The 26,416-nt window shown below is 71.6% G+C and carries 19 protein-coding genes; 9 read left to right on the forward strand and 10 right to left on the reverse strand.

Annotation, left to right across the window (positions count from 1 at the left end):
* Positions 1-97: 97 nt before the first annotated feature.
* The 3 genes from K377_RS25470 to K377_RS25480 all read right to left on the reverse strand — a co-directional run bounded on the left by K377_RS25470 (position 98) and on the right by K377_RS25480 (position 3,734).
* Positions 98-1,462, reverse strand: a complete 1,365-nt coding sequence (locus K377_RS25470; protein WP_111665845.1) for a phosphomannomutase/phosphoglucomutase — start codon at positions 1,460-1,462, stop codon at positions 98-100.
* Positions 1,463-1,592: 130 nt separating this feature from the next.
* The gene (locus K377_RS25475) at positions 1,593-3,209 is read right to left on the reverse strand and encodes an L-lactate permease (protein ID WP_111665846.1); all 1,617 of its coding nucleotides are present in this window, start codon (positions 3,207-3,209) and stop codon (positions 1,593-1,595) included.
* Between the two features lie 147 nt (positions 3,210-3,356).
* Positions 3,357-3,734 (reverse strand): DUF3499 domain-containing protein, encoded by a 378-nt coding sequence (locus tag K377_RS25480; protein WP_111665847.1) that lies wholly within the window; start codon positions 3,732-3,734, stop codon positions 3,357-3,359.
* A gap of 332 nt (positions 3,735-4,066) precedes the next feature.
* On the opposite strand from K377_RS25480, the gene K377_RS25485 reads away from it, so the two are divergent.
* A complete protein-coding gene (locus K377_RS25485) occupies positions 4,067-4,534 on the forward strand; it encodes a metallopeptidase family protein (protein ID WP_111665848.1) in 468 nt (155 codons plus the stop codon).
* 15 nt (positions 4,535-4,549) lie between these two features.
* On the opposite strand, the gene K377_RS25490 is transcribed toward K377_RS25485, so the two are convergent.
* The 3 genes from K377_RS25490 to K377_RS25500 form a co-directional block, all read right to left on the reverse strand.
* Complete coding sequence (locus tag K377_RS25490; RefSeq protein ID WP_111665849.1) at positions 4,550-6,040, reverse strand: DUF5719 family protein; 1,491 nt, start codon at positions 6,038-6,040, stop codon at positions 4,550-4,552.
* Entirely contained in the window at positions 6,037-9,801 is a 3,765-nt protein-coding gene (locus tag K377_RS25495; protein ID WP_111665850.1) for a glycosyltransferase, read from the reverse strand. Before K377_RS25495 ends, K377_RS25490 begins: the two co-directional genes overlap by 4 nt.
* A 164-nt stretch (positions 9,802-9,965) precedes the next feature.
* Positions 9,966-10,229, reverse strand: coding sequence for a WhiB family transcriptional regulator (locus K377_RS25500; protein ID WP_111665851.1), 264 nt, complete (start codon positions 10,227-10,229; stop codon positions 9,966-9,968).
* 735 nt (positions 10,230-10,964) lie between these two features.
* Here K377_RS25500 and K377_RS25510 point away from each other — a divergent pair.
* From K377_RS25510 to K377_RS25520, 3 genes are all read left to right on the forward strand, one after another.
* Complete coding sequence (locus K377_RS25510; protein ID WP_111665853.1) at positions 10,965-11,459, forward strand: cysteine dioxygenase family protein; 495 nt, start codon at positions 10,965-10,967, stop codon at positions 11,457-11,459.
* A gap of 83 nt (positions 11,460-11,542) precedes the next feature.
* The gene (gene cofD, locus K377_RS25515) at positions 11,543-12,511 is read left to right on the forward strand and encodes a 2-phospho-L-lactate transferase (RefSeq protein WP_111665854.1); all 969 of its coding nucleotides are present in this window, start codon (positions 11,543-11,545) and stop codon (positions 12,509-12,511) included.
* A complete protein-coding gene (locus tag K377_RS25520; RefSeq protein WP_111665855.1) occupies positions 12,508-13,803 on the forward strand; it encodes a coenzyme F420-0:L-glutamate ligase in 1,296 nt (431 codons plus the stop codon). Before cofD ends, K377_RS25520 begins: the two co-directional genes overlap by 4 nt.
* A gap of 53 nt (positions 13,804-13,856) precedes the next feature.
* On the opposite strand, the gene K377_RS25525 is transcribed toward K377_RS25520, so the two are convergent.
* From K377_RS25525 to K377_RS25535, 3 genes are all read right to left on the reverse strand, one after another.
* Positions 13,857-14,879, reverse strand: a complete 1,023-nt coding sequence (locus K377_RS25525) for a DNA-3-methyladenine glycosylase (protein WP_111665856.1) — start codon at positions 14,877-14,879, stop codon at positions 13,857-13,859.
* A 191-nt stretch (positions 14,880-15,070) separates the two neighbouring features.
* Positions 15,071-16,153: a sugar phosphate nucleotidyltransferase gene (locus K377_RS25530; protein WP_111665857.1), complete on the reverse strand. Its 1,083-nt coding sequence runs from the start codon at positions 16,151-16,153 to the stop codon at positions 15,071-15,073.
* 89 nt (positions 16,154-16,242) lie between these two features.
* A complete protein-coding gene (locus K377_RS25535; RefSeq protein ID WP_237551688.1) occupies positions 16,243-17,601 on the reverse strand; it encodes a peptidoglycan recognition protein in 1,359 nt (452 codons plus the stop codon).
* A gap of 315 nt (positions 17,602-17,916) precedes the next feature.
* On the opposite strand from K377_RS25535, the gene K377_RS25540 reads away from it, so the two are divergent.
* The 4 genes from K377_RS25540 (at position 17,917) to K377_RS25555 (ending at position 23,692) form a co-directional block, all read left to right on the forward strand.
* Entirely contained in the window at positions 17,917-18,642 is a 726-nt protein-coding gene (locus K377_RS25540) for a TIGR03089 family protein (protein WP_202455409.1), read from the forward strand.
* A gap of 97 nt (positions 18,643-18,739) precedes the next feature.
* Positions 18,740-20,029 (forward strand): LCP family protein, encoded by a 1,290-nt coding sequence (locus K377_RS25545; RefSeq protein WP_111665860.1) that lies wholly within the window; start codon positions 18,740-18,742, stop codon positions 20,027-20,029.
* A 246-nt stretch (positions 20,030-20,275) separates the two neighbouring features.
* A complete protein-coding gene (locus K377_RS25550) occupies positions 20,276-21,940 on the forward strand; it encodes an LCP family protein (protein ID WP_111665861.1) in 1,665 nt (554 codons plus the stop codon).
* Between the two features lie 87 nt (positions 21,941-22,027).
* Positions 22,028-23,692: an LCP family protein gene (locus K377_RS25555; protein ID WP_181512643.1), complete on the forward strand. Its 1,665-nt coding sequence runs from the start codon at positions 22,028-22,030 to the stop codon at positions 23,690-23,692.
* A 65-nt stretch (positions 23,693-23,757) separates the two neighbouring features.
* On the opposite strand, the gene K377_RS25560 is transcribed toward K377_RS25555, so the two are convergent.
* Complete coding sequence (locus K377_RS25560; protein WP_111665862.1) at positions 23,758-24,807, reverse strand: glycosyltransferase family 2 protein; 1,050 nt, start codon at positions 24,805-24,807, stop codon at positions 23,758-23,760.
* A 230-nt stretch (positions 24,808-25,037) separates the two neighbouring features.
* Here K377_RS25560 and K377_RS25565 point away from each other — a divergent pair, with 230 nt between their 5' ends.
* Complete coding sequence (locus tag K377_RS25565; protein ID WP_111665863.1) at positions 25,038-26,399, forward strand: LCP family protein; 1,362 nt, start codon at positions 25,038-25,040, stop codon at positions 26,397-26,399.
* Positions 26,400-26,416: the final 17 nt, after the last annotated feature.

Here is a 26,416-nt window from a genome sequence, read left to right on the forward strand (position 1 = left end):
GGCCGGTGGCCGCTTCTCGCGCAGTTCCCCGCGCCCCTGAGATGCGCACTTCGTGCGGCATCTCATCAAAGGAGGCGCGGGGAGCCGCAGGCGGACGTCAGGCGCGAATGATCCCGAGGATCTCGTCGCGGATCTGTTCCATCGCGGAGCGGGTCCGGGCCTCGGTGTTCAGGCGGAGGAGGGGCTCCGTGTTCGACGGGCGGACGTTGAACCACCAGTCGGACGCCGTGACGGTGAGGCCGTCGAGCTCGTCCAGGGTGATGCCGTCCCGGTCGCCGTACGCGGCCTTGATCGCGGCGAGGCGGTCGGCCTGGTCGGCGACCGTGGAGTTGATCTCGCCGGAGCCGGCGTAGCGGTCGTAGGACGAGACGAGGGCGGAGAGGGGGCCGTCCTGGCCGCCGAGCGCCGCCAGGACGTGGAGCGCGGCGAGCATGCCCGTGTCCGCGTTCCAGAAGTCCTTGAAGTAGTAGTGCGCGGAGTGCTCGCCGCCGAAGATCGCGCCGGTCGTCGCCATCTCCTGCTTGATGAACGAGTGGCCCACGCGCGTGCGTACGGGCGTGCCGCCGTGCTCCTTGACGACCTCGGGCACGGACCAGGAAGTGATCAGGTTGTGGATGATCGTGCCCGAGCCGCCGTTGCGCGCGAGCTCGCGGGAGGCGACCAGGGCCGTGATCGCCGACGGGGAGACCGGGTCGCCGTGCTCGTCGACGACGAAGCAGCGGTCCGCGTCGCCGTCGAAGGCGAGGCCGAGGTCGGCGCCCTCGGCCCGGACGCGGGCCTGGAGGTCCACGAGGTTGGCCGGGTCCAGCGGGTTCGCCTCGTGGTTCGGGAACGTGCCGTCCAGCTCGAAGTACATCGGTACGACGTCCAGCGGGAGGCCCGCGAGGACGGTGGGGACGGTGTGGCCGCCCATCCCGTTGCCCGCGTCGACCACGACCTTCAGCGGGCGGACGGCGGTGAGGTCGACCAGGCCGCGCAGGTGCGCCGCGTAGTCGTCCAGGGTGTCCCGCCGGCTGATCGTGCCCGTGGTGGCGGCCGGCTCGGGGGCGCCCGTGTCGCTCCACTCCTCGGCGAGGCGGCGGATGTCGGCGAGGCCCGTGTCCCGGCCGACCGGGGCGGCGCCCGCCCGGCAGAGCTTGATGCCGTTGTACTCGGCCGGGTTGTGCGACGCCGTGAACATCGCTCCCGGCAGGTTCAGCGCGCCCGACGCGTAGTACAGCTGATCGGTGGAGCACAGGCCGATCTCGGTGACGTCCGCGCCCTGAGCGGTGGCTCCGAGCGCGAACGCGCGGGAGAGGCCCGGGGACGAGGGCCGCATGTCGTGCCCGACCACGATCGCCGTCGCGTCCGTGATCCGCACGAACGCGGCGCCGAACAGCTCGGCCAGCTTCTCGTCCCACTGGTCCGGGACCACCCCGCGCACGTCGTACGCCTTGACGATCTGCGACAGATCAGCAGCCATGGCCCGGTCCAGCCCTCCTGAAGTACTTCACGGACCCCACAAACTACCGGTCCGCACCGACAACAGAGCGTGACCCCCTCATTCCTCGCAAAGAACCCGCCGTCCGCCATCGGTGCTGGTCACGCGAGCGTCACGGCAGCATCCAGGACAGCACCGCCGTGCTCTGGGCGTACACGATGAGACACATCACGAGCAGCAGTCCCAGGCTCCACGGCAGCACCTTGCGCAGCAGATCGCCCTCCCGGCCCGCGAGGCCGACGGCCGCGCACGCGATGGTGAGGTTCTGCGGGGAGATCATCTTGCCGAGGACACCGCCCGAACTGTTCGCCGCCGCGAGGAGTTCCGGCGACAGGCCCGACTGCTGGGCGGCCGTCACCTGGAGTGCGCCGAAGAGGGCGTTGGCCGAGGTGTCGGAGCCGGATACCGCGACGCCGAACCAGCCGAGGACGGGTGACAGGAAGGCGAGGCCCGCGCCCGCCGCGGCCACGAAGTGCCCGATGGTGGCGGCCTGCCCGGAGAGGTTCATGACGTAGGCGAGGGCGAGCACGCTCGTCACGGTGAGGATCGCGAACCGCAGTTCGTGCACGGTCCCCAGCCACTCGCGTGCCGCCACGCGCGCGTGCACGCCGATGACGACGGCCGTCAGCACGCCCGCGATCAGGACCAGCGTGCCTCCGGTGGAGACCAGCGGCAGCGTGAAGACGTTGCCGCTCACCGGGTCGCCGTCCGGGTTCGCGACGTTCAGGAAGGGCCAGTCGAAGACGCGGTTCGCCTCGGCGAGCCAGTCCTTGACGGCCGGGATCTGGGCGAGGGAGAAGATCACGACGATGAGCGCGTACGGGGCGTAGGCGCGCAGCACTTCGCGCCGCGGGTCCTCCTCGTCGAGGTCTTCGCTGCGTACGCCGGTGAGGACCGCGGCGCGCACCGGCTCGGCGGCGGGCCTGCGCGCCTGCGGGACGGCGACCAGTGCGGCCGCGCCGATCAACGCGGCTCCGATGTCGGCGAGTTGCGCGGAGACGTAGTTGGAGGCCGCGAACTGGGCGACGGCGAAGGCGACTCCGCAGGCCAGCGCGGGCACCCAGGTCTCGCGCAGGCCGCGTCGCCCGTCGACCAGGCCGACGAGCACGAGGGGGACGACGAGCGCGAGCAGCGGGGTCTGCCGGCCCACGACGGAGGCGACGGCGTCCAGGGGCAGGCCGGTGACCGACGCGAGTGTCACGACCGGGGTGCCCATGGCGCCGAAGGCGACCGGCGCGGTGTTGGCCACCAGGGAGACGACCGCGGCCTTCACCGGGTCGAAGCCGAGGGCGACGAGCATCACCGAGCAGATCGCGACGGGCGCGCCGAATCCGGCGAGGGCTTCCAGGAGCGCGCCGAAGCAGAACGCGATGACGAGGGCCTGGATGCGCGGGTCGTCGGAGAGCCGGCCGAAGGAGCGGCGCAGGATGTCGAAGTGCCGGGTGCGGACCGTCATCCGGTACACCCACAGGGCGTTGACGACGATCCACATGATGGGGAAGAGCCCGAACAGCACGCCCTGCGCGCCGCTGGAGAGGGTCTGGCCGAGCGGCATGCCGTACGCGAGCCAGGCGACCAGGACGGCGACGGCGAGGCCGATGAGGCCCGCGCGGTGGGCCTTCATGCGCACGGCGCCGAGCAGGACGAGGACGGTGACGAGGGGCAGGGTCGCGACGAGGGCGGACAGGCCGAGGGAGCCGCTGACGGGCTCCAGTTGCTGGACGAACACGGGCGCCTCCCGGAATCCCGGATTCCCATGGACAGGGTGGCGAAAATGTTCTGTCCACAACAAACTCGCGTCAACGTGCGTGACAGAGATGGTGGCGAAGATCCGGTGAAGGCGGCTGCCGCGGGCGCGCTGTGCCCCCGTATGCGGTCAGTTGTCGGGCGAGCGAAGGACCCTGAGGTGGCCGCGGCGGGCGACCTCCATGGGGTCCGCGGTGCGCGGGCCGGCGCCGCCGGCCTCGGCGGCGCGCTCCTGGGGGCGGGCCGCCTCACGCACGGCGTTGGCCAGGGCCTCCAGGTCGTCGCCGCTGGGGCGGGACGGGGCGCTGCCGTCGGTGAGGCGGACGACCTCCCAGCCGCGCGGCGCGGTGAGGCGCTCGGAGTGCTCGGCGCACAGGTCGTAGCAGTGGGGTTCCGCGTAGGTGGCGAGCGGGCCGAGGACCGCGGTCGAGTCGGCGTAGACGTACGTCAGCGTCGCGACGGCGGGACGGCCGCAAGCGGTGCGCGAACAGCGACGTACAGGGCTCACAGCGTTGGACGGTACCGCACTCTTGAGCGGGCCGCGACGACTCTCCCCGAGGTCACCCCACCGTGTCGTGGTGTGAGACGGCGCACACCGGCTCGCACGGGCGCCTTCATGACCTGCGGCGACCCGGGGTCGTACGCCCCACGGTGCACATGAAAGCCGTCACCACTCGGGACAAATGGCGTCAACTTTCACGAGTTCAACGGTCCGGGAGGGATACAGAATCCGGCCCAAGAATGGCTTGATCGGTCGGGAAGCGACATGCGGCGGCCCGTCCGGGACTGCCCCGCTTCGTGCGCCGCTCCGGCGTCCCCAAGGACTACGCTGCGTCGGTGATGGAAAGGCCAGACAGTCAGGTACCGCGCTCCCCCGGCGAGCCGCGTCCGCCGCGCCGCCGCGACCGGCACGGGCGTGGCATGCGCGGGCCCGTGGCGCCCCCGCAGGTGCCGCTGTCCGCGAGCCGCGCCGACACCTTCGCGGACCTCGTGCAGGACTCCGTGGAGCGCCTGGAGCGGCGCTGGCCGCAGCTGGGCGAGGTCGACTTCCTCGTCCTCGAGGTGCCGCGCCTCACGGCCGAGGACGAGGCGTTCGGCGGCGACTCGGTGCCGCTGGGCGGCACGATCGCGGCGCGGGACGACCGCCCCGCGCGCGTGGTGATCTACCGGCGCCCCATCGAGATCCGCACCAAGGGCCGCGACGAGCGCGCGGCCCTGGTGCACGACGTCGTCGTCGAGCAGGTCGCCGAGGTCCTGGGGCTCACCCCGGAGACCGTCGATCCCCGCTACGGGGACGAGGAGGACTGACCGTCTCCCCCGGCGCTACTTCTGGAGCACCGCCAGGTCCTCGTCGGACTGGGGCACCGAGACCGTGCCCCGGTCGTCCGGCAGCGTCTGGATGGTGAACGCCGGGACGCCGTCCTGCTTCTCCTCCAGCATCCGCGAGCCGTAGACCTTGCCGCCCGACACCGGCTCGACGGTCAGCGCGTACGAGCCCTTCAGGCCGCTCGGCACCGGCGGGGTGACCGCCAGAGTCGTACCGGCCTTGACCGTGTACTCCTTCGTGACCGGGGTGCCGCCCTCGGAGCCCGCCGACGCGGTGACCTTCACCTTGCCGGTGGCGCCGGGCGCGGTCAGGGCGAGCGTGGAGCCCTTGGAGCGGTTGTCGGCGACCGTCGCGCGGGAGCCGATGTCGCTGGTCGCCGGGATGAACGCGGTCTCCTGGTCGGCGCCCTTGCCGCGGGTGACACGCAGGGCGGCCACCACCGGCACGGAGTCCTCGCTCGGGGTCAGGATCAGCGAGCCCGGGTCGCCGCGCGTGACGTCCTTCAGGTCGACGGCGGTCGTCATCCCGGACTTCACGTGCAGCGTGTCGTGCCCGGCGGGGGTGATCTTGCCGCTGGACGTGGCGAGCTGGAGTTTCAGGTCGGCGTCGTCCTGGCCCGGCGCGAAGGCCACCAGGCGCACGTCCGTCGCGTCCTTCGGGATGCCGGGCAGCACCAGCGAGGACGCCGGATCGGTGGAGGCGGGCAGCCAGTCGCCGCCCAGCTTCGCGTCGGCGGCGGAGACGGCGGCCGCGACCCGGCCGCTGCGCGCGGTGACGTGCAGCGTCAGGTTCGGGTACGCCGTGTCGGTCAGGGTCGACAGCAGCACCGGGACGCTGGAGTGCGCCGCGATCTGGATGCCCTCGCCGACCTCGGACTTGATGGCGCCGTCCGGGCCGTACAGCTGGACGTCGACGACCGCGGGCTCGTCGTCCGGGTTCGTGAGGTGGATGTAGTCGCTGCGGTCCTTGGCCGTGGAGGCACCCGGGAAGTAGAAGTCGGTGTCGGGCTGCGAGCAGTCCACGCCGAGCAGGCCGCGGCCCGTGCCCACGTCCACCGTGGTGGTCTGCTGGACGGTCCAGCCGGGCGCGAGGGCGCCGTCGGCGGTGCCGACCAGGGCCGGCGCGTCGCCGCCCGAGGCATCGCCCGTGAAGGGCTTGCCGGGCTCCTTCGGTGTGACGACCGCCTTGGCCTTCTTGCCCTTGCCGCCGTCGTCACCGCTGTCGGTCGCGCTCGTCCCGGCGGGCATCAGCTGCGCCGTGCCCTTGCCCTCCGTGCCCGCGGACTTCGGGGTGTACGAGGTGTACGCCGTCTCCGCGAGGTCGGACTGGCTGGGCTGCGGGCACAGCAGGCTGGAGCGCTCGACGGGCAGCCGGGCCGCCGCCTTGACGGGCGTGCCGTCCTCGCCGCCGGACCGGACGGAGGCGAACCCCGTGACGGCGGCCAGGGCGGTCACGGCGGCGATCAGGGACAGGGTCGTGCGGTTCACTGCTGGCTCCCGTCGGGGTGCTCACCGTCGGCGCCGGTGCCGCGCTGCGGGTGCTGCTCGTACGTCGGGTCGTACGTCGGTTCGTGCGGCGCCTGTTGGTCGTACGCGGGCTGCTGCTGCTCGTACCCGCCGTGCTGGTCGTACCCGGCCTGCGGGTCGTACGGGACCTGCTGGTCGTAGCCGCCTCCGTACGCGTACGGGTCGTACTGGCCCGCCTGGTAGGGGTCGGCCTGCTGGTCGTACCCGTAGCCGCCCTGCTGCTGGTACTGCTGCTCGCCCGCGGTGTACGCGCCGTACTCGGCGCCCGCGTAACTGGGCTGCTCCCACTCGCCGTACGCCTGCTGCTGCGGGATGTCCGCGACCTGGTCGGCCTGGTCGGCCTGGTTCCCGTCCTCGACGGGAGCCTGCGTCTCCGGAGCGGCCTGCTCGGCCTCGGCCTCCGCCTGGGCGCGCAGCCTGCGGGCCCTGCGGCCCTCGCCCTCGACGGCCTGGGCGGGCACGACGGGCTCCTCGGGGAGGTCGTCGTCGATGTCCTTGCGGCGGCCCGGCAGGGCGAGGACCACGAGGACGATCGCGAGCGCGCCCTGCGCCCACAGCCAGACGGTGTGGGTGAACGGTGTGTCGTAGGTGACGTCGAGGCGGCCGCCGGACGCGGGCAGTTCGAAGCCCTGCGCCCAGCCGTCGACCGTCGTCTTCGTCAGCGGCGTGCCGTCGAGGGTGGCGGTCCAGCCCTCGGCGGCCTGGTCGGCGAGGCGCAGGACGCGGCCGTCCTTGCCCGGGCCGACGGTCGTGTGGATGTCGACCGGGCCCGCGGCGACCGGCAGGGCGTCGTCCGAGGTCGAACCGGAGTCCGCCGTGGGCAGGACGACCGCCCGCGCCACCTGGCGGTCGACGCGCCACAGCGCGGTGCCGTCCTGCTGGCTGAGCCGGGTCAGGCCGGGGGTGGAGTCCAGGACGCGGCCCATCTCGCGCGGCGCCCCGTCCCGTACGAGGACGTAGCGCACGGCGAAGCCGCCGAGCTGGTCGGCCTGGTCGGCGCCGGAGCCCGCGACCAGGTTGGCGACGACCTTGTCGAGCCGGCCGTTCTCACCGGCCGCGTCGGTCAGTTCGCCGTCGCCGAGGCGGGCGCCCGCGCCGCGCACCAGCGCATACGACACATCGCCCGTGTCGCCGTCGAGGACGAGCGTGCGGGCCTGGTCGCGCGTGCCGGCCTCCTCGGCGACGAACGCCGGGACCTGCACCGGGTCCCGCCGCTCCAGCGGGCCGTCGGCGCCGCGGATCATCCAGCCCGCGGCGAGCAGCAGCGGGCCCGCCGCGGCGGCGAACGCGATCAGCGCGGCCACCGGCTGGCGCCAGCCGAAGCTCTGCTCTGCCACGCGCGTGCGTGCGCCGTCGGCGCCGAGCGCGGCGGCGGCGAGGAGGGCGATGCCGTAGACGAGGGTGGCGGGGCCCGCCCACGTCGAGCTGTTGGAGAGCACCGCGAAGACCAGGGCCACGAGGGCGACGGTCCACGCGGAGAGGACCGCGAGGCGGCGCTCCTGGCGCAGCAGCGCGGCGAGCGCGGCCAGGACGAGCCCGACGAGCAGCAGGCTGCCCATGGTGCCGGGGCCGCCCGGGGAGGCGCCGAGCAGGCCGAGCGCGCCGGCCGAGCCCTTGCCGAACGGGAGCCCGGCCTCGGTGAAGAAGCCGAACGGCAGCAGCGACAGCGACCACGGGGCGAGCACCAGGAGCGGGGTGCCGAGCGCGGCCAGGAAGCGCAGTCCGTAGGCGGTGATGTCGTCGCGGCGCACCACGAGGAGCGCGATGCCGAGGACGAGGGCCATCGGCCACACGATCGGGGTGAAGGCCGTCGTGATCGTCAGCAGCAGGGCGTACGCCCATGTGGCCCGCCAGCTGCCTCGCGCGCCCCGGTCGTTCATGAGCCCGGACGCCGAGGCACCCGCGCGAGCGATGAGCGGGAGCAGGATCGCGAGCACCGAGGTGCCGACCCGGCCGCCCGCGAGGGCTCCGGTGGCGGCGGGCAGGAACGCGTACGCGACGGCGGCCCACGCGCGCAGCAGCCGCGACTCGACCAGCGGCCGGGACGCGAAGTACGCGGTGAATCCGGCGAGCGGCACCGAGCCGATGAGGAGCACGGTGATCGCGAGTCCGGTGGAGCCGAACAGCACGGTGGAGAGCGCGGCGACGACGGCCAGGTAGGGCGGCGCGGCCTGGGTGCCGCCCGTGCTGGTGGCGTGCCAGGCGTCGAGGTAGCGCCCCCACAGGTCGGAGGCGTCACCGGGGGCGGGCAGCAGGGCGCCGCCCGCGAGCGCCCCGCCGCCCAGCAGCCCGCGGCAGGCGATCAGGGAGACGAAGAGCAGGACGACGAAGAGCAGCGGTCCGGGGTTGCGGGCGATGCGCTTGAGGCGGGCGAACTGCTCGACCTCGAAGAACTCGTCGTCACCCGGCCCCGATTCGAGACCGCCGCCGCCGTGCCGTCCGGCGGTCGTGGTCTCCGGGTCGTCGGCGCCGAACAGATTGCCGGCGACCTGCTCGACGGTGAGCCGCACGGTCGCGCCCGGCGGCGGGAACAGCGGCTTGAGCTCCTTGGGGTCGACGACTCCCTTGCCGCGCGAGCGGCGCCCGGCCATGATGCGGCCCGGCCGCAGCAGCGTCGCGAGCAGACCGGTGATCTCGTCGAAGGCCTGTCCGGGCACCTTGCCGACCAGGTACGCGACGGTGCGCAGCACGGTGCCGACGAGGAGCCGGACGAGGATCCAGGGGAGCGTCGCCGTGCGCGCGTTCACCAGCAGGGTGTAGACGGCGCCCGCCTTGTCGACCTTGTGCGGGGAGGACGCGGTGCGGCCCACGCAGTCGACGGTGCGGCGCTCGCGCGAGGACGCCTCGGCGTGCCGCACGACGGCGTCGGGTGCGACGACGACACGGTGTCCGGCGGCCTGGGCGCGCCAGCACAGGTCGAGGTCGTCGCGCATCAGCGGCAGTCGGCGGTCGAAGCCGCCGAGCTGCTCGAAGACGTCGCGGCGGATCAGCATGCCGGCGGTGGACACGGACAGGACGGGCCGCACGTGGTCGTGCTGTCCCTGGTCCTGCTCGCGGCGGTCCAGGCCCGTCCAGCGGCGTCCGGAGTGGGCGACGGAGACGCCGACCTCCAACAGCTGCCGGCGGTCGTACCAGCCGCGCAGCTTGGGGCCGACGATCGCGACGTCGGAGCCCGCCTCGCGCTCCGCCTCGACGACGGCCAGGAGCTGGGCGAGCGCGTCGGGTTCGGGCGCGCAGTCGTCGTGCAGCAGCCACAGCCACTGCTCGGGCTCGCCGTGCGGGAGGTCCGGCAGGTCGTACGCGTCGTCGCGCCAGGAGCGGCTGACGGGGTCCCAGCCGCTGGGCCGCTTCAGGTACGGCAGCTCTTCGGGCGTGAGGACCCCGGCGCTGCGCACCGCCTCCTCGACGGCCTGGCCGAAGCCGGTGCGGCGGGCGAGGTGCAGGACGCGCTCGTCGCCGATCGCGCGGGCGACGAGGGCCGCGGAGTCGTCGGCGCTGCCGGTGTCGGCCGCCACCGCGTTCTGCACCGGGCGCTCCTGGCCGAGCACTCCTGACAGAACGTCGGGCAGCCAGCGCGCGCCGTCGTGCGAGACGAGGACGGCGGTGACGACATGCCTGGGGAACTCGGGGGCGCTGCTCGGGTCGAGCCCTGCGGCGTGCCCCGGGTTGAACGCGGCGGCGGCAGTGCCGAATTGGTCTGCCGAGTGGCTGTGCACGGACATCGAGGTACGGGCCCCGGTTCGTTGGACTGCGGTGGACACCCGTGGCGCACGGGGGCGCTGGGGTGTCTCGGACGGGACCTCACACTAACGGCTGCCGACAACAGCGGCCCGCCGCCTGTGGATAACCCACCTGCGCCGGGCCGTACGTACCGCAAATATGGGGACTAGACAGCAGCCTTCTTCAGCCGCCTGCGCTCGCGCTCGGACAGTCCGCCCCAGATGCCGAACCGCTCGTCGTTGGCGAGTGCGTACTCCAGGCACTCGGAGCGGACCTCGCACGCCAGGCAGACCTTCTTGGCCTCCCTCGTGGAGCCGCCCTTCTCCGGGAAGAAGGATTCGGGGTCGGTCTGGGCGCACAGCGCGCGCTCCTGCCAGCCGAGTTCCTCTTCCGTGTCCTCGACCAGCAGATCCGAAAACGACTCGGTCATAGTGCGCCCCTCGTCTAGCCGTGCGTCCCCGTGATGTTGCCGTTACCGATTTCGGCTGAACGACACGAGTGAAATTACAAGTGTGCCGATCCGGGGCAGTCAAGCCGGGATCTGCTATTGGGCCCCTTATTCACTCTGCGGAACCAAGGCTATGCGGAAAGTGTTCAAATCGGCAAAAACCGTGACACTTGCCAGCGGCCCATTCGACTGATCCCGGCCACCCAAGCCCATGGAGACGCCACACAAGAAGGGACGCCGCAGAGTTTGATCTCGTTCCGGCGGCGCCCGTGAAGCGAGCCTGATCACATTCAGATCACAGGATCGCAACGACGTTTGCGCGCCGGTTCACTGCGCCAAGTGTCCGCACTCCGCCCTGAACAAACCTTTCACCAAACAGAACAACCGGAAAGGGCTAAAGATATCTCGCATTCCGGACATTGGGTTGACAGGGGAGGCATGAACCGATGTCCTGGTGGGCATGCTCGCGAACTTGGCACCCAGGACGACGACCGGCACCGCCGGGTCCGTCTGTGCTGCCCGCGCGCACCACAGCTGTTGCTGTTCCAGCTGTTGAGTCGTTGAGCCTCGGGCTCCGACCGCGTCTCCTCCTCTGCACGACCTCCGCATGACCTGCATGACCTGCATGACCTGCAAGAACTCTCTCTCGGCATGCTGCATGGCCCGTCTGCAACGACCCGTCTGATCGACCTGTACGACTGAGGAACCCCACACTCGATGAACAGCGACAGCGACCTCCAGATCGCCGGCGACATCCTCGAAGTCCCCCACCTGCTCCAGCCCGCGCGGGAACACCCCGAGACCGTGGCCGAGTTCGTCGGCCTCGCCCGCTCGATCGCCGCCGACCGCTCCCAGTGGGAGCACCTGGTCGAGTTCGACGCGACGACCCGCTGGTACCACCGGCTGCGCACCGGACCCGGCTACGAGGTGTGGCTGCTGTCCTGGGTGCCCGGGCAGGGCAGCGGGCTGCACGACCACGGCCGCTCGTCGGGCGTGCTGACGCTGCTCCAGGGGGAACTGACGGAGCGTTCGGAGCGGGGCGTGCGGACACTCGCGGCGGGCGCGCAGCGGGTGTTCGCGCCGGGGTATGTCCACGAGGTGGTGAACGACTCCCTCGAACCCGCCGTCAGTCTGCACATCTACTACCCCGGCCTCACCGACATGCCGATGCACACCGCCGCGTGCTCGGTCGCCGCGGAGGCCGCTGTCTGAGGCCGCTGTCTGAGGCCGCGGTCCGGGACCGCTGTTCCGAGACCGCCCGACGCGGTGTCGGTGCTGCCTGCGATGCTGGGCGCATGCGCATTGTGGTTCTGGCAGGCGGCATCGGTGGTGCCCGGTTCCTTCGCGGTCTCAAGCTGGCGGCTCCGGACGCGGACATCACGGTCATCGGCAACACCGGGGACGACATCCATCTCTTCGGCCTGAAGGTCTGTCCGGATCTCGACACGGTGATGTACACCCTGGGCGGCGGGATCAACGAGGAGCAGGGCTGGGGCCGTACCGACGAGACCTTCAAGGTCAAGGAGGAGCTGGCGGCGTACGGGGTCGGGCCGGAGTGGTTCGGGCTCGGCGACCGGGACTTCGCCACCCACATCGTCCGTACGCAGATGCTGGCGGCGGGCTTCCCGCTGAGCGCCGTCACCGAGGCGCTGTGCGAGCGGTGGCAGCCGGGCGTGCGGCTCATCCCCATGTCCGACGACCGCGTCGAGACCCATGTGGCCGTGGATGTCGACGGGGAGCGCAAGGCCGTTCACTTCCAGGAGTACTGGGTGCGGCTGCGGGCCTCCGTGGACGCGCAGGCCGTCGTCCCGGTCGGTGCCGAGCAGGCCAAGCCGGCGCCGGGTGTCCTGGAGGCCATCGCCGAGGCCGACGTGATCCTCTTCCCGCCGTCGAACCCCGTGGTCAGCGTGGGCACCATCCTCGCCGTGCCCGGCATCCGCGAGGCCATCGCCGAGGCCGGGGTGCCCGTCGTCGGGCTGTCCCCGATCGTGGGCGACGCACCGGTGCGCGGCATGGCCGACAAGGTGCTCTCCGCGGTCGGCGTCGAGTCCAGTGCCGCCGCCGTCGCCGAGCACTACGGGTCGGGGCTGCTCGACGGCTGGCTGGTCGACACCGAGGACGAGGGCGTCGTGGAGCGTGTCGAAGCGGCCGGAATCCGCTGCCGGGCCGTGCCGCTGATGATGACGGACCCGGAGGTGGGCACCGCCGCCGCCGAGATGGCGCGCGTCGCCCTCGCCCTCGCCGAGGAGGTGCGCGGCGCGTGAGCGAACTGCGCGTATGGGCCGTGCCCGGCATCCCCGAGGTGCGCGAGGGCGATGACCTGGCCAAGCTGATCGCCGCCGCGGAGCCCGGGCTCGTGGACGGCGACATCGTGCTGGTCACCTCGAAGATCGTCTCCAAGGCGGAGGGGCGGATCGTCCGCGCCGACGACCGGGAGGCAGCCATCGACGTCGAGACCGTACGGGTCGTCGCGCGGCGCGGCACGCTCCGGATCGTGGAGAACCGGCAGGGCCTGGTGATGGCCGCGGCCGGGGTCGACGCCTCGAACACGCCGGCCGGGACCGTCCTGCTGCTGCCCGAGGACCCCGACGCGTCGGCCGAGGCCGTGCGGGCCGGGCTGCGGGACGCGCTCGGCGTCGAGGTCGGCGTCGTCGTCACCGACACCTTCGGCCGCCCCTGGCGCAACGGGCTGACCGACATCGCCATCGGCGCCGCCGGAGTGCGCGTCCTGGAGGACCTGCGCGGCGGCACGGACGCGCACGGCAATCCGCTGAGCGCGACCGTGGTGGCCACCGCCGACGAGCTGGCCGGGGCCGGTGATCTGGTGAAGGGCAAGGCCGGCGGGCTTCCGGTCGCCGTGGTGCGCGGGCTCGGCGGGGCCGTCGTGGCCGAACAGGGCGGCGGCGCACGGGAGTTGGTGCGCAGCGCCCGGGACGACATGTTCCGGCTCGGGACCTCGGAGGCCGTGCGGGAGGCCGTGACGCAGCGGCGCACCGTGCGGGCGTTCACCGACGAGGCGGTGGATGCGGGCGCCGTGCGGCGGGCCGTCGCGGCCGCCGTGACCGCGCCCGCGCCGCATCACACGACACCGTGGCGGTTCGTGCTCCTCGAGTCCGAGGAGTCGCGGACGCGGCTGCTCGACGCGATGCGGGACGCGTGGGTCGCCGATCTGCGGCGGGACGGCAAGAGCGAGGAGTCCATCGCCAAGCGGGTCCGGCGCGGGGACGTGCTGCGCAACGCGCCGTATCTCGTGGTGCCGTGTCTCGTCATGGACGGGTCGCACACGTACGGGGACGCCCGGCGGGATGCCGCCGAGCGGGAGATGTTCGTCGTGGCCGCCGGGGCCGGGGTGCAGAACTTCCTGGTGGCGCTGGCCGGTGAGCGGCTCGGCTCCGCCTGGGTCTCGTCGACCATGTTCTGCCGGGACGTCGTGCGCGGGGTGCTCGATCTGCCCGCTGCGTGGGATCCGATGGGGGCCGTCGCCGTGGGGCATCCGGCCGCGGCGCCGGCCGATCGGGCGGCCCGGGTTGTTTCGGAGTTCGTCGAGGTCCGGTAAGGGGTGTCGCCGGGCCCCGCGCCCCTGAGGTGCGCACTTCGTGCGCCGTCTCATCACCACTCCGCGATGTTCACCTTGCGCATCTTCGGGTGTCTCCGCGGGGGTGAGACTCCTGACAGGAGGATCAGGCGGGCCGCTCGGTGGCGTTGGCCCTCGTACGGGGTCAGGAGGGTCAGCATGTCGGCGTCCGTGGCGTCGCGGTTGCCCGCGAGGGCGTAGCCGACGATGCCGGGCAGGTGCAGGTCGCCCGTCGTGACCTCGTCCGGGGCGCCGTTCGTGCGCTGGATCGTCTCGGCCGAGGTCCAGGGGCCGATGCCGGGCACGAGTTCCAGGCGGGCCCTCGCCGCGGCCGGTTCCATCGCCGCGGCTTCCTCCAGGCGGCGGGCCACCTGGGCCGCGCGGATGATCGTCGAGGCCCGCTTGTTGTCGACGCCCGCCTTGTGCCACTCCCAGGACGGGATGCGGATCCAGGTGTACGGGTCCGGGAAGATCCGCATGCGCAGGTCCTGGCCGCCCGCCGGGCCCGGGGCCGGTTCGCCGAACTTGTGGAGCAGGAGCCGCCAGGCGCGGTAGGCCTCGTCCGTCGTGATCTTCTGTTCCAGGATCGACGGGATCAGGGACTCCAGGACCAGGCCCGTGCGGGTCAGGCGGAGGCCTTGGCGGCGGCGGGCCGATTCGGCGAGCAGGCGGTGGCGGGGGGCGAAGGGCGCCGGGTCGTCCTTCTCGCCGAGCAGCGTCGGGAGGTGGTCGAGGAACCAGGATGCGCCCGCGCCCCAGGCGTCGGCCCGTACCGTGACGGCCGGGGTCGTCGCCGTCAGGCGGAGAGTGGCGGGGCCTTCGGGGGTGCGGCTCGTGCGCCACAGGGTGCCGTCGGGGGTGGCGCGGAAGGTGGGGTCCGCGGGGCCTCGGCGCAGGGGGCCGAGGGTGAGGCCCAGGTGGAGGGGGGACGGGGGCGTGTAGGTGCGGGTGGTCGGGGCCGCCGTCGGTGTCGTGGGGTGGGGCACGCGGAGGTCGCCGCCGCGCACTGTGGTGCGGGTGGGTGTCTCGGTGCGGGGGGTGTATCGGCGGCCTGCCACTGGGGTCCTCTGTCGGGGGGTGCCCTTAGAGGGTAGGGGGTCGGGACGGGGTGACGGTGGGGAGAGGGTCGCCCCCTCCGCCCCTTCCCGTCCCGAAACCGGGGGCTGCGCCCCCGGACCCCCGGTTGTGTTCGTTGTCGGGTGCGGCGCCGTCGTGGCTGGTCGCGCAGTTCCCCGCGCCCCTTACGGGGCTACTGGTCCGAGGAGAAGCGGACCGAGCCCGGGGGGAGGACAGCGTCGCACCAGATGCGGACTCCTGATCGGAGTTCGTTGTCCGCGCCGACGTGGGCGCCGTCGCCGATCACCGCGCCGGTGAGGACCGTGCGGGCGCCGACGGTGGCTCCTCTGCCGATGAGGGAGTCCGTGATCACCGCGCCGGGCTCGACGGTCGCGCCGTCCAGGAGGGTGGAGCCGGAGATCCGGGCGCCCTCGCCCACGCGCGCGCCGGAACCGACGACCGTGCCCTCGGTCAGTTTCGCGTCGGGGGCCACCACGGCCGTGTCGAGGACCAGGCGCTCGCCGCAGCGGCCGGGGACCGCCGGGGACGGGGCGCGGCCCAGGACCAGGTCGGCCGAGCCGCGGACGAACGCCTGCGGGGTGCCGAGGTCGAGCCAGTACGTGGAGTCGACCATGCCCTGGAGGTGGGCGCCTGAGGAGAGCAGGTCGGGGAACGTCTCGCGCTCCACCGAGACCGGGCGGCCCGTCGGGATCGTGTCGATGACCGAGCGGCGGAAGACGTACGCGCCCGCGTTGATCTGGTCCGTCACGATCTCTTCGGGAGTCTGCGGCTTCTCCAGGAAGGCCGTCACCCGGCCCGTCGCGTCCGTGGGCACCAGGCCGTACGCGCGCGGGTCCTCCACCCGGGACAGGTGCAGGGACACGTCCGCGCCGGTCGACTCGTGCTCGTGGACCAGGGCCGGGATGTCCAGGCCCGTCAGGATGTCGCCGTTGAAGATCAGCACCGGGTCGTCCGGTCCCGATCGGAGGTGCGAGGCGACGTTGCGGATCGCTCCGCCGGTGCCGAGGGGCTCGACCTCGGTGACGTACTCCAGGTGGAGGCCGAGGCGGGAGCCGTCGCCGAAGTACGGCTCGAAGACCTCGGCCAGATAGGAGGTGGCCAGGACGATGTGGTCGACGCCCGCCGCTTTCGCGCGCGCCAGCTGGTGCGTGAGGAACGGGACGCCCGCCGCAGGAACCATCGGCTTCGGCGTGTTCACGGTGAGGGGGCGCAGTCTGGTGCCCTTGCCGCCGACCAGGAGGATCGCTTCTGTCACCTGTCGTCTCTGCTTCCTGCTGGGGCCGGCCGAACTGTCTTTCGGCCGGCCAGTGTATGCAGACCGTTCGAGCAGCCCGGGAGCCGGCGTCAGCGACCCTGGAGACGGGCCGAGCTGCTACGGGCCGTGCCGAGCTTCTTGTAGAGACGGCGTCCCGGGCATTCGGTTGCGAACCCGTCCCGGTGACCGGAGATCACCTTCAGCCGTACATTCTTTCCCTTCTTGTACAGATTGCCACCGCCCGACTTCAGATACGTCGTGCCACGAGGGTTCGCCCCGTAGAGGCCGAGTTTCCAGGCCGTGAGGCGTGCGATGGCGTTCACCGCGGCCGCCGGCGGGTTGGAGCTGCCGAAGGTGCCGAGGACGGCGATGCCGGTGCTGTTGGTGTTGAAGCCGAGAGTGTGGGCACCCATGACCGGTTTCGTGACGCCCCCGGCGCGACCCTCGTAGATGTTTCCGCACTTGTCTACGAGGAAGTTGTAGCCGATGTCCCGCCAGCCGCTGCTCTTGACGTGGTAGCGGTAGATACTGCGAATGACGGAAGGGGCCTGTGAGCAGCGGTAGTTGTTGCCGGAGGCGCTGTGGTGGACGAAGGCAGCCTTCACCGTCTTCGTGTAGCCGAACTGGCGCTCGCGCAGCTTCTCGTCGGCGCCCCAGCCCTTGCGCGTGATGATCCGCGGGCGCGGGCCGACGTAGGGGCGGGCCTTGGTCGCGTCGGCGTCGCCGCCGCGGGCCGAGATCAGCTCGTCCTCCGTCTCCTTCTTCGTCAGGGCGGGGATGGCGGCCGCGCCGAGCGGGGCGAGGTCGGCGTTGACGGCGGAGGCGGCGGCGGTCTCCGCGCTGATTGTGGCGCGGGGGCTGTCGGCCTCGGCGCCGGCGGCCGGCTCCGCGCCGGGGTCGACGAGTTCCAGGCGCAGGCCCCTGGGGAGCGGCTCGGCGCCCGGGTCCGCCGCGCGGGATCCCGCCGGGGGCGCTTCGGCCTTGACCCGTACCTCGACGCCGTCGGAGTCGCCGACCCAGAGCGGGGCCGTAGCGCCGCGGACCGTGCTCGACGTGTGCTCCGCCGTGTCGGGGTCGGGGGCGTCGTCGCTGTGGGTCTCCACGTCCTGCCAGGTGGACCAGGTGGAGGTGCCCGTGGTGCGGGTGCGGACCTGGACCTGGCCGTGGAGCTGGGCGTTCGGGTTGTCCCAGACCACGCCGACGAGGGAGAAGGGGCGGACGTCGCGGCGGGGCAGGCCCTGTTCCTGTCGCTGCTGCTGTGGCGCGGCCGACCGGGTGCTGTCGCCGGGCGTCGCCAGGGGGGTGAGGGGGAGGGACTGGGTGGTGCCCGGGACCGCGGATTCCTGCGCCGCGGGCTTCGCCGCGTGCGCGGCTGTGGGCAGGGTGAGAGGGAGGGTGAGGGCGGCCGCGCAGGTGACGCCGATCGAGGAAGCAAGAAGACCACGCATGCGTACGATCGTGGACATAGGTGGGTTAATCCGGCTATCGGGGCTGGGTCATATGGGTGCCGGAAGTGGGTTGGCGGGGCGGGAGGGTGACGGGGCGTCGGGGCTGGTGCACCGGCGCCGGGGCTCGGGCCTGATGGGTGCTCACCCCGCACCGGGGGCCGCCTTGCCCACCCTGCCGCCCCGGGCGGCAGATTGCCCAAGGCTTGGGGCGGGCGGGGGGACGGCAGATTGCCTAAGGCTTGGGGCTGCGGCAGATCGCCCACGGCACGACGGCATCGGGCGGGGCCTAGGGTGGGGGGTGTGAATGATGTTGTGTTGACGGCTGGGCAGGTGCTGGACGAGGCGTTGCGGGGGGATCCCGGGCGGCCCCTCGTCACCTTCTACGACGACGCCACCGGCGAGCGGGTGGAGCTGTCCGTGGCCACGCTGGCCAACTGGGTGGCCAAGACCGCCAATCTGCTCCAGGGCGATCTGGGCGCCGAGCCCGGGGACCGGGCCGCCGTGCTGCTGCCCGCGCACTGGCAGACCGCGGTGTGGCTGCTCGCCTGTTCGAAGGTCGGCGTCGTCGCCGACATCGGCGGCGACCCGGCCCGCGCCGACCTCGTCGTCACCGGCCCCGACACCCTGGAAGCGGCGCGCGCCTGCTCCGGCGAGCGGGTCGCGCTGGCGCTGCGGCCGCTGGGCGGACGGTTCCCGCAGCCGCCCGAGGGGTTCCTGGACTACGCGGTGGAGGTGCCGGGACAGGGCGACCGCTTCGCCCCCTTCGTCCCGGTCGACCCGGAGGAGATCGCGCTCGCCGTCGGCGGGGAGGAGTTCACCGGCGCCGAGGTCGTGGCGAAGGCCCGCGCCGAGGCCACCGCTCCCGGCGAGCGCCTGCTGTCCGGGCTCGGGTACGACACCTGGCAGGGGCTCGCCGCCGGGCTGTTCGCGCCGCTGGCGACCGGCGGTTCGGTGGTGCTCTGCCGCCACCTCGACCGGCTCGGCGACGAGGCCCTGGCCAAGCGCGTGGAGAGTGAAAGGGTCACGGCGACCGTCAGGTAGCCCGTTCGGCTCAGCTCCCCCGGCCCCGCACCGCCGACGGGTCCATGGTCGTAGAGACGCGTTCCATGTCTTCTACGTCGCCGAGGGGGATCCGCACGTGACCGACTCTGCCGCCACGCCGCCGACCGGACCCGGTTCCGGTGCGTCGCCCACCGGCGCCTGGCGGGTGCGGCGGCGCAGGAGATGGCTGCGGAACGCGGCGATCGCCGTCGCGCTGCTGGTGCTCGCGGCGGGCGGTGCGGGCTGGGTCGCGTACGACAAGCTCGACGGGAACATCACCGCGGACGAGGACGCCGCCACCGAGCTGGCCCGCTACGACAAGGAGCGGCCCACCGTCCTGGTCCACGGGGCGCAGAACCTGCTGCTCATCGGGTCCGACTCGCGGGCCGGCGACAACGGGAAGTACGGACACAACGACGGCACCCAGCGCTCGGACACGACGATCCTGCTGCACGTCGCCGCGGACCGGAAGAGCGCCACCGCCGTCTCCTTCCCGCGCGATCTGATGGTCGACGTACCGGCCTGCCACACCTCCGACGGCTCCCAGATCGAACCGATGTTCGCGATGTTCAACTACGCCTTCGAGGTGGGCGGTTCGGCCTGCACGATCCGAACCGTCGAGAAGATGACGGGAGTTCGGGTCGACCACCACATGGTCGTGGACTTCCAGGGCTTCAAGAACATGGTCGACGCCGTGGACGGTGTCGAGGTCTGCCTGGACAAGCCGATCGACGACAAGGACGCCCACCTGAAGCTGGCCGCCGGGCGGCAGCGCCTGGACGGCGAGCAGGCGCTGGGCTACGTACGCGCCCGCAAGACCCTCGGCAACGGCAGCGACACCGACCGGATGGACCGCCAGCAGCGCTTCCTCGGCGCGCTCGCCACCAAGATGCAGAGCAACGGGGTGCTGCTGAACCCGACGAAGCTGTACCCGGTGCTTGACGCGGCCACCTCCGCGCTGACCACCGACCCGGGGCTCGCCAGTCTGCGCGGGCTCTACGACCTCGTGCGCGGGATGCGTGACATCCCGGCCGACCGGATCCAGTTCCTGACCGTGCCCCGGGAGTCGTACGTCTACAACGCCAACCGCGACCAGCTCGTCCAGCCCGCCGCCGACCGGCTGTTCACCCGGATCCGCACCGACGCCCCCGTCGTCGTCTCGAAGGAGACGCCCGCCGACGTGCGCGCCGAGAGCCAGCAGGAGTACGACAGTTCGGATGAGTCCGGAATGTCGGACGAGGACGTGTACTACGAGGACGACGGGGACGGCGAGGAGTACTACGAGGACGGCAAGCCCGGCGCCCACGGCCCCGGCGCCAGGGGACCCTCCCCCTCCCCCGCCCCTACTTTCCGGGGCAACACAGCGGCCCAGGACGCCTGCGGGTAAAGGTCAAGTCATCAGCAGCCTCACAGGTTTCAAGAAATGGTCCGGATTGCCCAGTTGTAGGGGAGTGGAATTTGTCACCGTCGTCGCTTGACGCTGAACTGGGCGGATAGTGTGAGCGATCCGGTGCACCCGGCCATGCCTCGATACTTCGTCGGCGGGGTCGCGCACTGCTTACCGACTTGACCGGGCGCCCCCTTGGTAGGGGGGTGGGGCGCCGCGTGGCCCCGACGGAGGATGCAGAAAACCGTGGACGCGCAAGGCCGTGGGCGGGCTGACAACAATGTCGACCCCGCAGACCAGTGGGTGCTCAATCCCCAGACTGGCGATTACGAACTGCGACTGACTCCTTCCGGAGGGCAGTCGGCCGTGCCGGGTCCCCGCCGCGGCGCACCCCGGCGCGGGCAGCAGGAGGTCCCCCCGCAGCGCAGGCGGCGCGAGCCGCAGCAGCCGACACAGGCCGCGGGCCGCCGCCGCTCGAAGCCGAAGAAGAAGCCGAAGGCCAAGAAGATCCTGCTCTGGACGAGCGGCAGCCTGGCCTTCGTCGTGCTCGCCACCGCGGCGGGCGCCTACTTCTACTACGAGCACCTCAACGGCAACCTGACCGTCACCGACACCCCTGAGGCGAAGAACAGCTTCAGCAAGGACGAGGCGTTCAACGTCCTCATCATCGGTACGGACAAGCGCACCGGTAAGGGCAACGAGGGCTACGGCGACAAGGGCAGTGTCGGCCACGCCGACACCAACATCCTGCTGCACGTCTCCAAGGACCGGTCGAACGCGACGGCGCTGAGCATCCCGCGCGACCTCATCGTGGACATCCCGGACTGCACGGACAAGGACGGCAAGGTGATCGCGGGCACCAGCCAGGTCCGCTTCAACACCAGCCTCGGGCAGTACGACCGCACCCCGGGCTGCACCATGAAGACGGTGAAGGCGGTCACGGGCATCACCCCGGACCACTTCATGATGGTCGACTTCAACGCGGTAAAGACGCTGACCAGCGCGGTCGGCGGCGTCGACGTCTGTGTCGGCAAGGACGTGGACGACAAGGAGTCGCACCTCAAGCTCAAGGCGGGCACGTCCAGCGTCGAGGGCGAGCAGGCCCTCGCCTTCCTGCGCACCCGGCACAGCTTCGGCAACCAGGGCGACCTGGACCGGATCAAGGTGCAGCAGCAGTTCCTCGGCTCGCTCGCCCGCAAGATGAGCTCCAGCGACACGCTCACCAACCCGTCGAAGCTGACGAGCCTGGCCGAGGCCGCGACCAAAGCGCTCACGGTCGACCAGGGCATAGGAACGCTGAACAAGCTCAAGGACGTAGCTCTTGAGCTGAAGAAGGTCCCGACGAAGAACATCTCGTTCGTCACCACGCCGGTCCTGGACAACCCGGCGGAGAAGGTCAAGGCCACGGTCGTGGTCAACGAGGCGCAGGCGCCCGCCGTCTTCAACGCCATCAAGAACGACGTGTCCCTGACCGAGACGAAGAAAAAGAAGAAGGCCGCCGAGTCGGCGAAGCTGAAGGGCACGAAGTCGGAGGCGTCCGAGGTCCGCGTCGACCTCTACAACGGCAGCCAGAAGACCGGCGCCGCTCAGGAGACGCTCACCTGGCTGCAGAACAGCGAGGGCGTCACCAAGTCCAGCCAGCTGGGCAACAAGCCGACGCAGAAGACGACGACGCTGGAGTACGCGCCCGACCAGGCCGACCAGGCCCGGCGCCTCGCCGACATCATGGGGCTGCCCGCCTCGGCGATGAAGCCCGGCAAGAGCGAGAAGAACGACCAGGGCCTGCCGGCGATCATCCTCGTCCTCGGCCAGGACTTCGAGGGTGCGGGCACGCCCATCGACGGCGCCTCGGCGAAGGCGCCGAAGGTCGACGGGCAGCAGACCGCGGACAAGACTGTGTGCGCCTCGTGACCAACCTCGGCCGCCCTTCGGCTGTCTAACCAGGAGACGGCGGGGCAGCCGGGAGATGGGCACAGGGGCGGGGAGGGCGGGGAGGACATGGGGCGAAGTGGTGTGCGCGGGGAGCGTTCACGACCGAGCGACCGCGGTGGGGCGGCGGCACACGCCGGTGATCTTGGCTGGGACGAGTCCCTGTACCAGGACACCGGGGACGCGGCTCCCGGACCGGACGAGCGAAGACCGCGGGGCAACCGGCACAAGGGCGGCCGCACGAAACGCAGCGGTTTTCGAATACTGCGCTGGACCGCGGGCACGCTCGCGGTCCTGGTGCTCGCGACGGCGGGCGCGGGCTATCTCTGGTACCGGCATCTGAACAGCAACATCAAGACGGACAAGCTCAACATCGGCGAGCACAAGGCCGCGAAGCCGACGCCGAACGCGGCGGGGCAGACCCCGCTGAACATCCTGCTGATCGGCTCCGACAGCCGGAACAGCAAGGAGAACCTGAAGCTCGGCGGGTCCAAGGCGAGCGTCGGCGCCGCCCCGCTCGCTGACGTCCAGATGCTGCTGCACCTGTCGGCCGACCGCACCAACATGTCGGTGGTGAGCATGCCGCGCGACACCCTCGCCCGGCTGCCCAAGTGCACCGACCCGGAGGACGGCAAGGTCTACGAGGCGACGGCCACCCGGCAGATGGTGAACACCTCGCTGGGGCGCGGCGGTCCCGGCTGCACGGTCGCCACCTGGGAGGAGATGACCGGCATCCACATCGACCACTTCATGATGGTCGACTTCTCCGGTGTGGTGTCGATGGCGGACGCGGTCGGCGGTGTGCCGGTCTGTGTCAGCGCCAATGTCTACTCGCGTAACAGCCGCGGTGAGGGCTCGGGCCTGAAGCTGAAGGAGGGCACGACGTCCGTCAAGGGCGAGCAGGCCCTCGCGTGGCTGCGGACCCGGCACGGCTTCGAGGACGGCAGCGACATCGCGCGCGCCAAGGCGCAGCACATGTACATGAGCTCGATGGTGCGTGAGCTGCGCAAGAACGCGACGTTCAGCCACCCCAACGCGCTGCGCACCCTCGCCGAGAAGGCGACGAAGGCGCTTCATGTCGACGACGGCCTCGACACGGTCAAGAAGCTGTACGACCTGAGCAACGAGCTGAAGAAGCCCGATCCGAGCCGGATCACGATGACGACGATGCCGTTCGTGTACGTGGGCGCGCGGGTGGCGCCGAAGGAGCACGACGCGGACGCGCTGTGGCGCCTGATCAAGGACGACGTCTCGCTCGACGGCAAGGACAAGAAGAAGAAGTCGCAGGACGAGACCTCCGACGATCCGGCGGCGGCCGACGACAAGATCGCGGTGCAGGTGCTCAACGGCACCCGTACGGCGACGACCGCCCCGGTGCCCGGCCGGGCCTCGCAGGTGGCGCAGGCGCTCGTGGCCAAGGGCTTCACCAAGGCGGTACGGGACCAGTCGCAGTCCCTCGCCGAGGAGAAGACGGTGCTGCGCTATCCGTCGTCCGATCTGGAGGGTGACGCCCAGGCGGTCGCCAAGTCCCTCGGGATTCCGCTGAGTTCGGTGAAGAAGTCGACGGACGTGTCCGGGGTGACGCTGACCGTGGGCGCCGACTGGACGACCGGGAACGCCTACCCGAAGTCGGCCGGCGACGAGGACGCGAGCAAGGCGCTCGACAAGGAGCAGACGCAGAACGGCGCGGACGACTCCAAGTGCATGAAGGTCGAGCCCGGCTACACCTGGTAGGACCTGTACGACGTGAGGGGCGCGGGAGATGAACTCCCGCGCCCCTCACGTCGTATGACGAGCCGTCAGCCCGCGGCGAGGACCGCCGGGCGGCGCGACGCGATGACCTTCTTCGCCAGCGCCTTGGGGCTGGTGAGGAAGCCCCAGCCCCACGTCATGTGCATGGTGGCGAGGGCGACGGGGATCTGGGCGCGTGCCTTGAGCGGCAGCCCCTTGCCCGCGGGCACGGAACCGGCCGCGATCGCCGCGACGTAGCCGGCGGGGATCACGAAGCCCCACGGGGTGAGCGCGGCGCCCACGACGATGCCCGCGGCGATCGCGCACACGGCGGCCGGCGGGGCGAGGTAGCGCAGATTGATGGAGCCCGAGTGGTAGCGGGCGACGACGTGCCGCCAGCGGCCGTAGTCCTTGTACTGCTTGGCGAGCGCCTTCACCGAGGGCCGCGGGCGGTACGAGACCTTCAGCTCGGGCGAGAACCAGATGAGCCCGCCGGCCTCGCGGATCCGGAAGTTCAGCTCCCAGTCCTGGGCGCGGATGAACTCCTCGTTGTACCCGCCCTGCTGCTCCAGCGCCTCACGCCGGAAGACGCCGAGGTATACCGTGTCGGCCCGCTGGGCCTGGCCGCCGGTGTGGAACACCGCGTTGCCGACACCGATCTTCGAGGTCATCGCGGCGGCGACGGCCTGCTCCCAGGCGTTGGTGCCCTCGGCGTGCATGATGCCGCCGACGTTCATCGCGCCGGTCTCCTCCAGGAGGCGGACGGCGGTGGCGATGTACCCGGCGGAGAGCGCGGCATGGCCGTCGACGCGGACCACGACCGGATGGCGGGAGGCCTTGATCGCGGCGTTCAGCGCGGCGGGGGTGCGGCCCGTGGGGTTCGGCACCGTGTGGACGCGCTTGTCGGCGGAGGCGGTTTCGGCGACCAGTTGCGCGGCGATCTCGTCCGTACGGTCGGCGGACGGGCCGAGGGCGAGCACGACCTCCATCGGGCCGTCGTACTCCTGCGCCAGGATCGCCTCGACGGCCTCTCGAAGATGCCGCTCCTCGTTGAGGATGGGCATGATCACGGAGACGGCCGGAAGCTGCTGCTCGGCAGTGTTGGCGGTTGCGTTCATCGGACGTCACGTTACCGCTAATGGGGGACACCGGCGCGCGCCGCCCGCCTCACTACCGCGGGCCGCAGATCGTATCGGCCTACGGTGCTCGCGTCCTACGCCCACCTTCTCGGAGGTGCTTCCCGGTGCCCACGCCGCCCCGCTCCCCCGCCCGTCCGCAGCGTCAACCGCGGCCAGGACAGGGCCGTCGTCCGGTCCGGCCGCCGCGCAGGAGGAAGCCCCGGTGGGCGATGCGGGTGGCGACCACGTTCTCGGTGTCGGTGCTGGCCGCCGCCGGGATCGGGCACGCGCTCGTCACCGGCCTGGACACCGGCATCCAGCGGATCGACCCCTTCAAGGACATGAAGAACCGTCCCGCCGCCGGGCACGGCATGAACGTGCTGCTGGTCGGGACCGACGGCCGCGACAAGATCACCGAGGAGGAGCGGCAGAAGTACCGGCTCGGCGGCTCGCCCTGCCACTGCACGGACACGATCATGATCGTGCACATCTCGGACGACCACGAGCGCGCCTCCGTCGTCTCGCTCCCCCGCGACTCCTACGCGGAGATGCCGCCGCACACCGACATGAACAGCGGCGACGAGCACCACGCGCACCCGGTGAAGATCAACGCGGCCTACGCGGAGGGCGGCCCGCAGCTCACCGTGCGCACCGTCGAGCACATGACGCACGTGAAGATCGACCACTATCTGGAGGTCGACTTCACCAGCTTCATGAAGACGGTCGACGAGCTGGGCGGCGTCAAGGTGTGCACCACCCGCCCGCTCAAGGACTCGTACACCGGTCTCGACCTGGGCGTCGGCACCCACGACCTGGACGGCGGGCAGGCCCTGCAGTACGTACGGGCCCGGCATCTGGACGGCGCGGGCGACCTCGGGCGGATGCAGCGCCAGCAGCGCTTCCTCGCCTCCCTCATCGCGAAGACGACCTCGTCGGGGGTGCTGCTCAACCCGGTCCGTTTCCGTGACGTGGCCCGTACGCTGCTCAGCTCGGTCCGCGCCGACAAGGGCTTCGGCTCCGATCAGATGGTCGAGCTGGCTCGGGCGATGCGCGGCTTCTCGCCCTCGTCGTCGGAGTTCACGACGGTGCCGATCGGCGACATCAGCTATCCGGTCAAGGGCATCGGGTCCACCGTGAAGTGGGACGACAAGAAGTCCGCGAAGCTGTTCCAGGCGCTGCGCGACGACAAGCCGCTGGCGCCGCACCGGGCGAAGAAGAAGGCGACCGTCGTCGATGTCGCGCCGCAGCAGATCCGCGTACAGGTGGAGAACGCGACGATGACGGCCGGGCTGGGGAAGAAGGCCGACGCCGCGCTCAAGGGGACCGGGTTCCGTACGACGGGGGCGCCGGTCAACGCCGACCGTCGCACCGGCGTGCACACCACGGTGCTGTACGACCCGCGCTGGGACCGGTCCGCCAAGTCGCTGGCCGCCGCGTTGCCGGGGGCCCGGATGCAGGTCGTCAACGGTCAGGGGGCCGTGCTCAAGGTGCTGGCCGGGGACGATTATCGGGGGGTTCGGGCTGTGCGGGCCGAGGATGCGTCCGAGGGGGAGTTCGGGGCCGTTACCGGGGACGAGGTCTCTTGTTCCTGACGGCCGGATGAGGTGCG

It is taken from the genome of Streptomyces sp. PsTaAH-137 (assembly GCF_003259365.1).
In the GTDB taxonomy this organism is placed as follows: Bacteria; Actinomycetota; Actinomycetes; order Streptomycetales; family Streptomycetaceae; genus Streptomyces.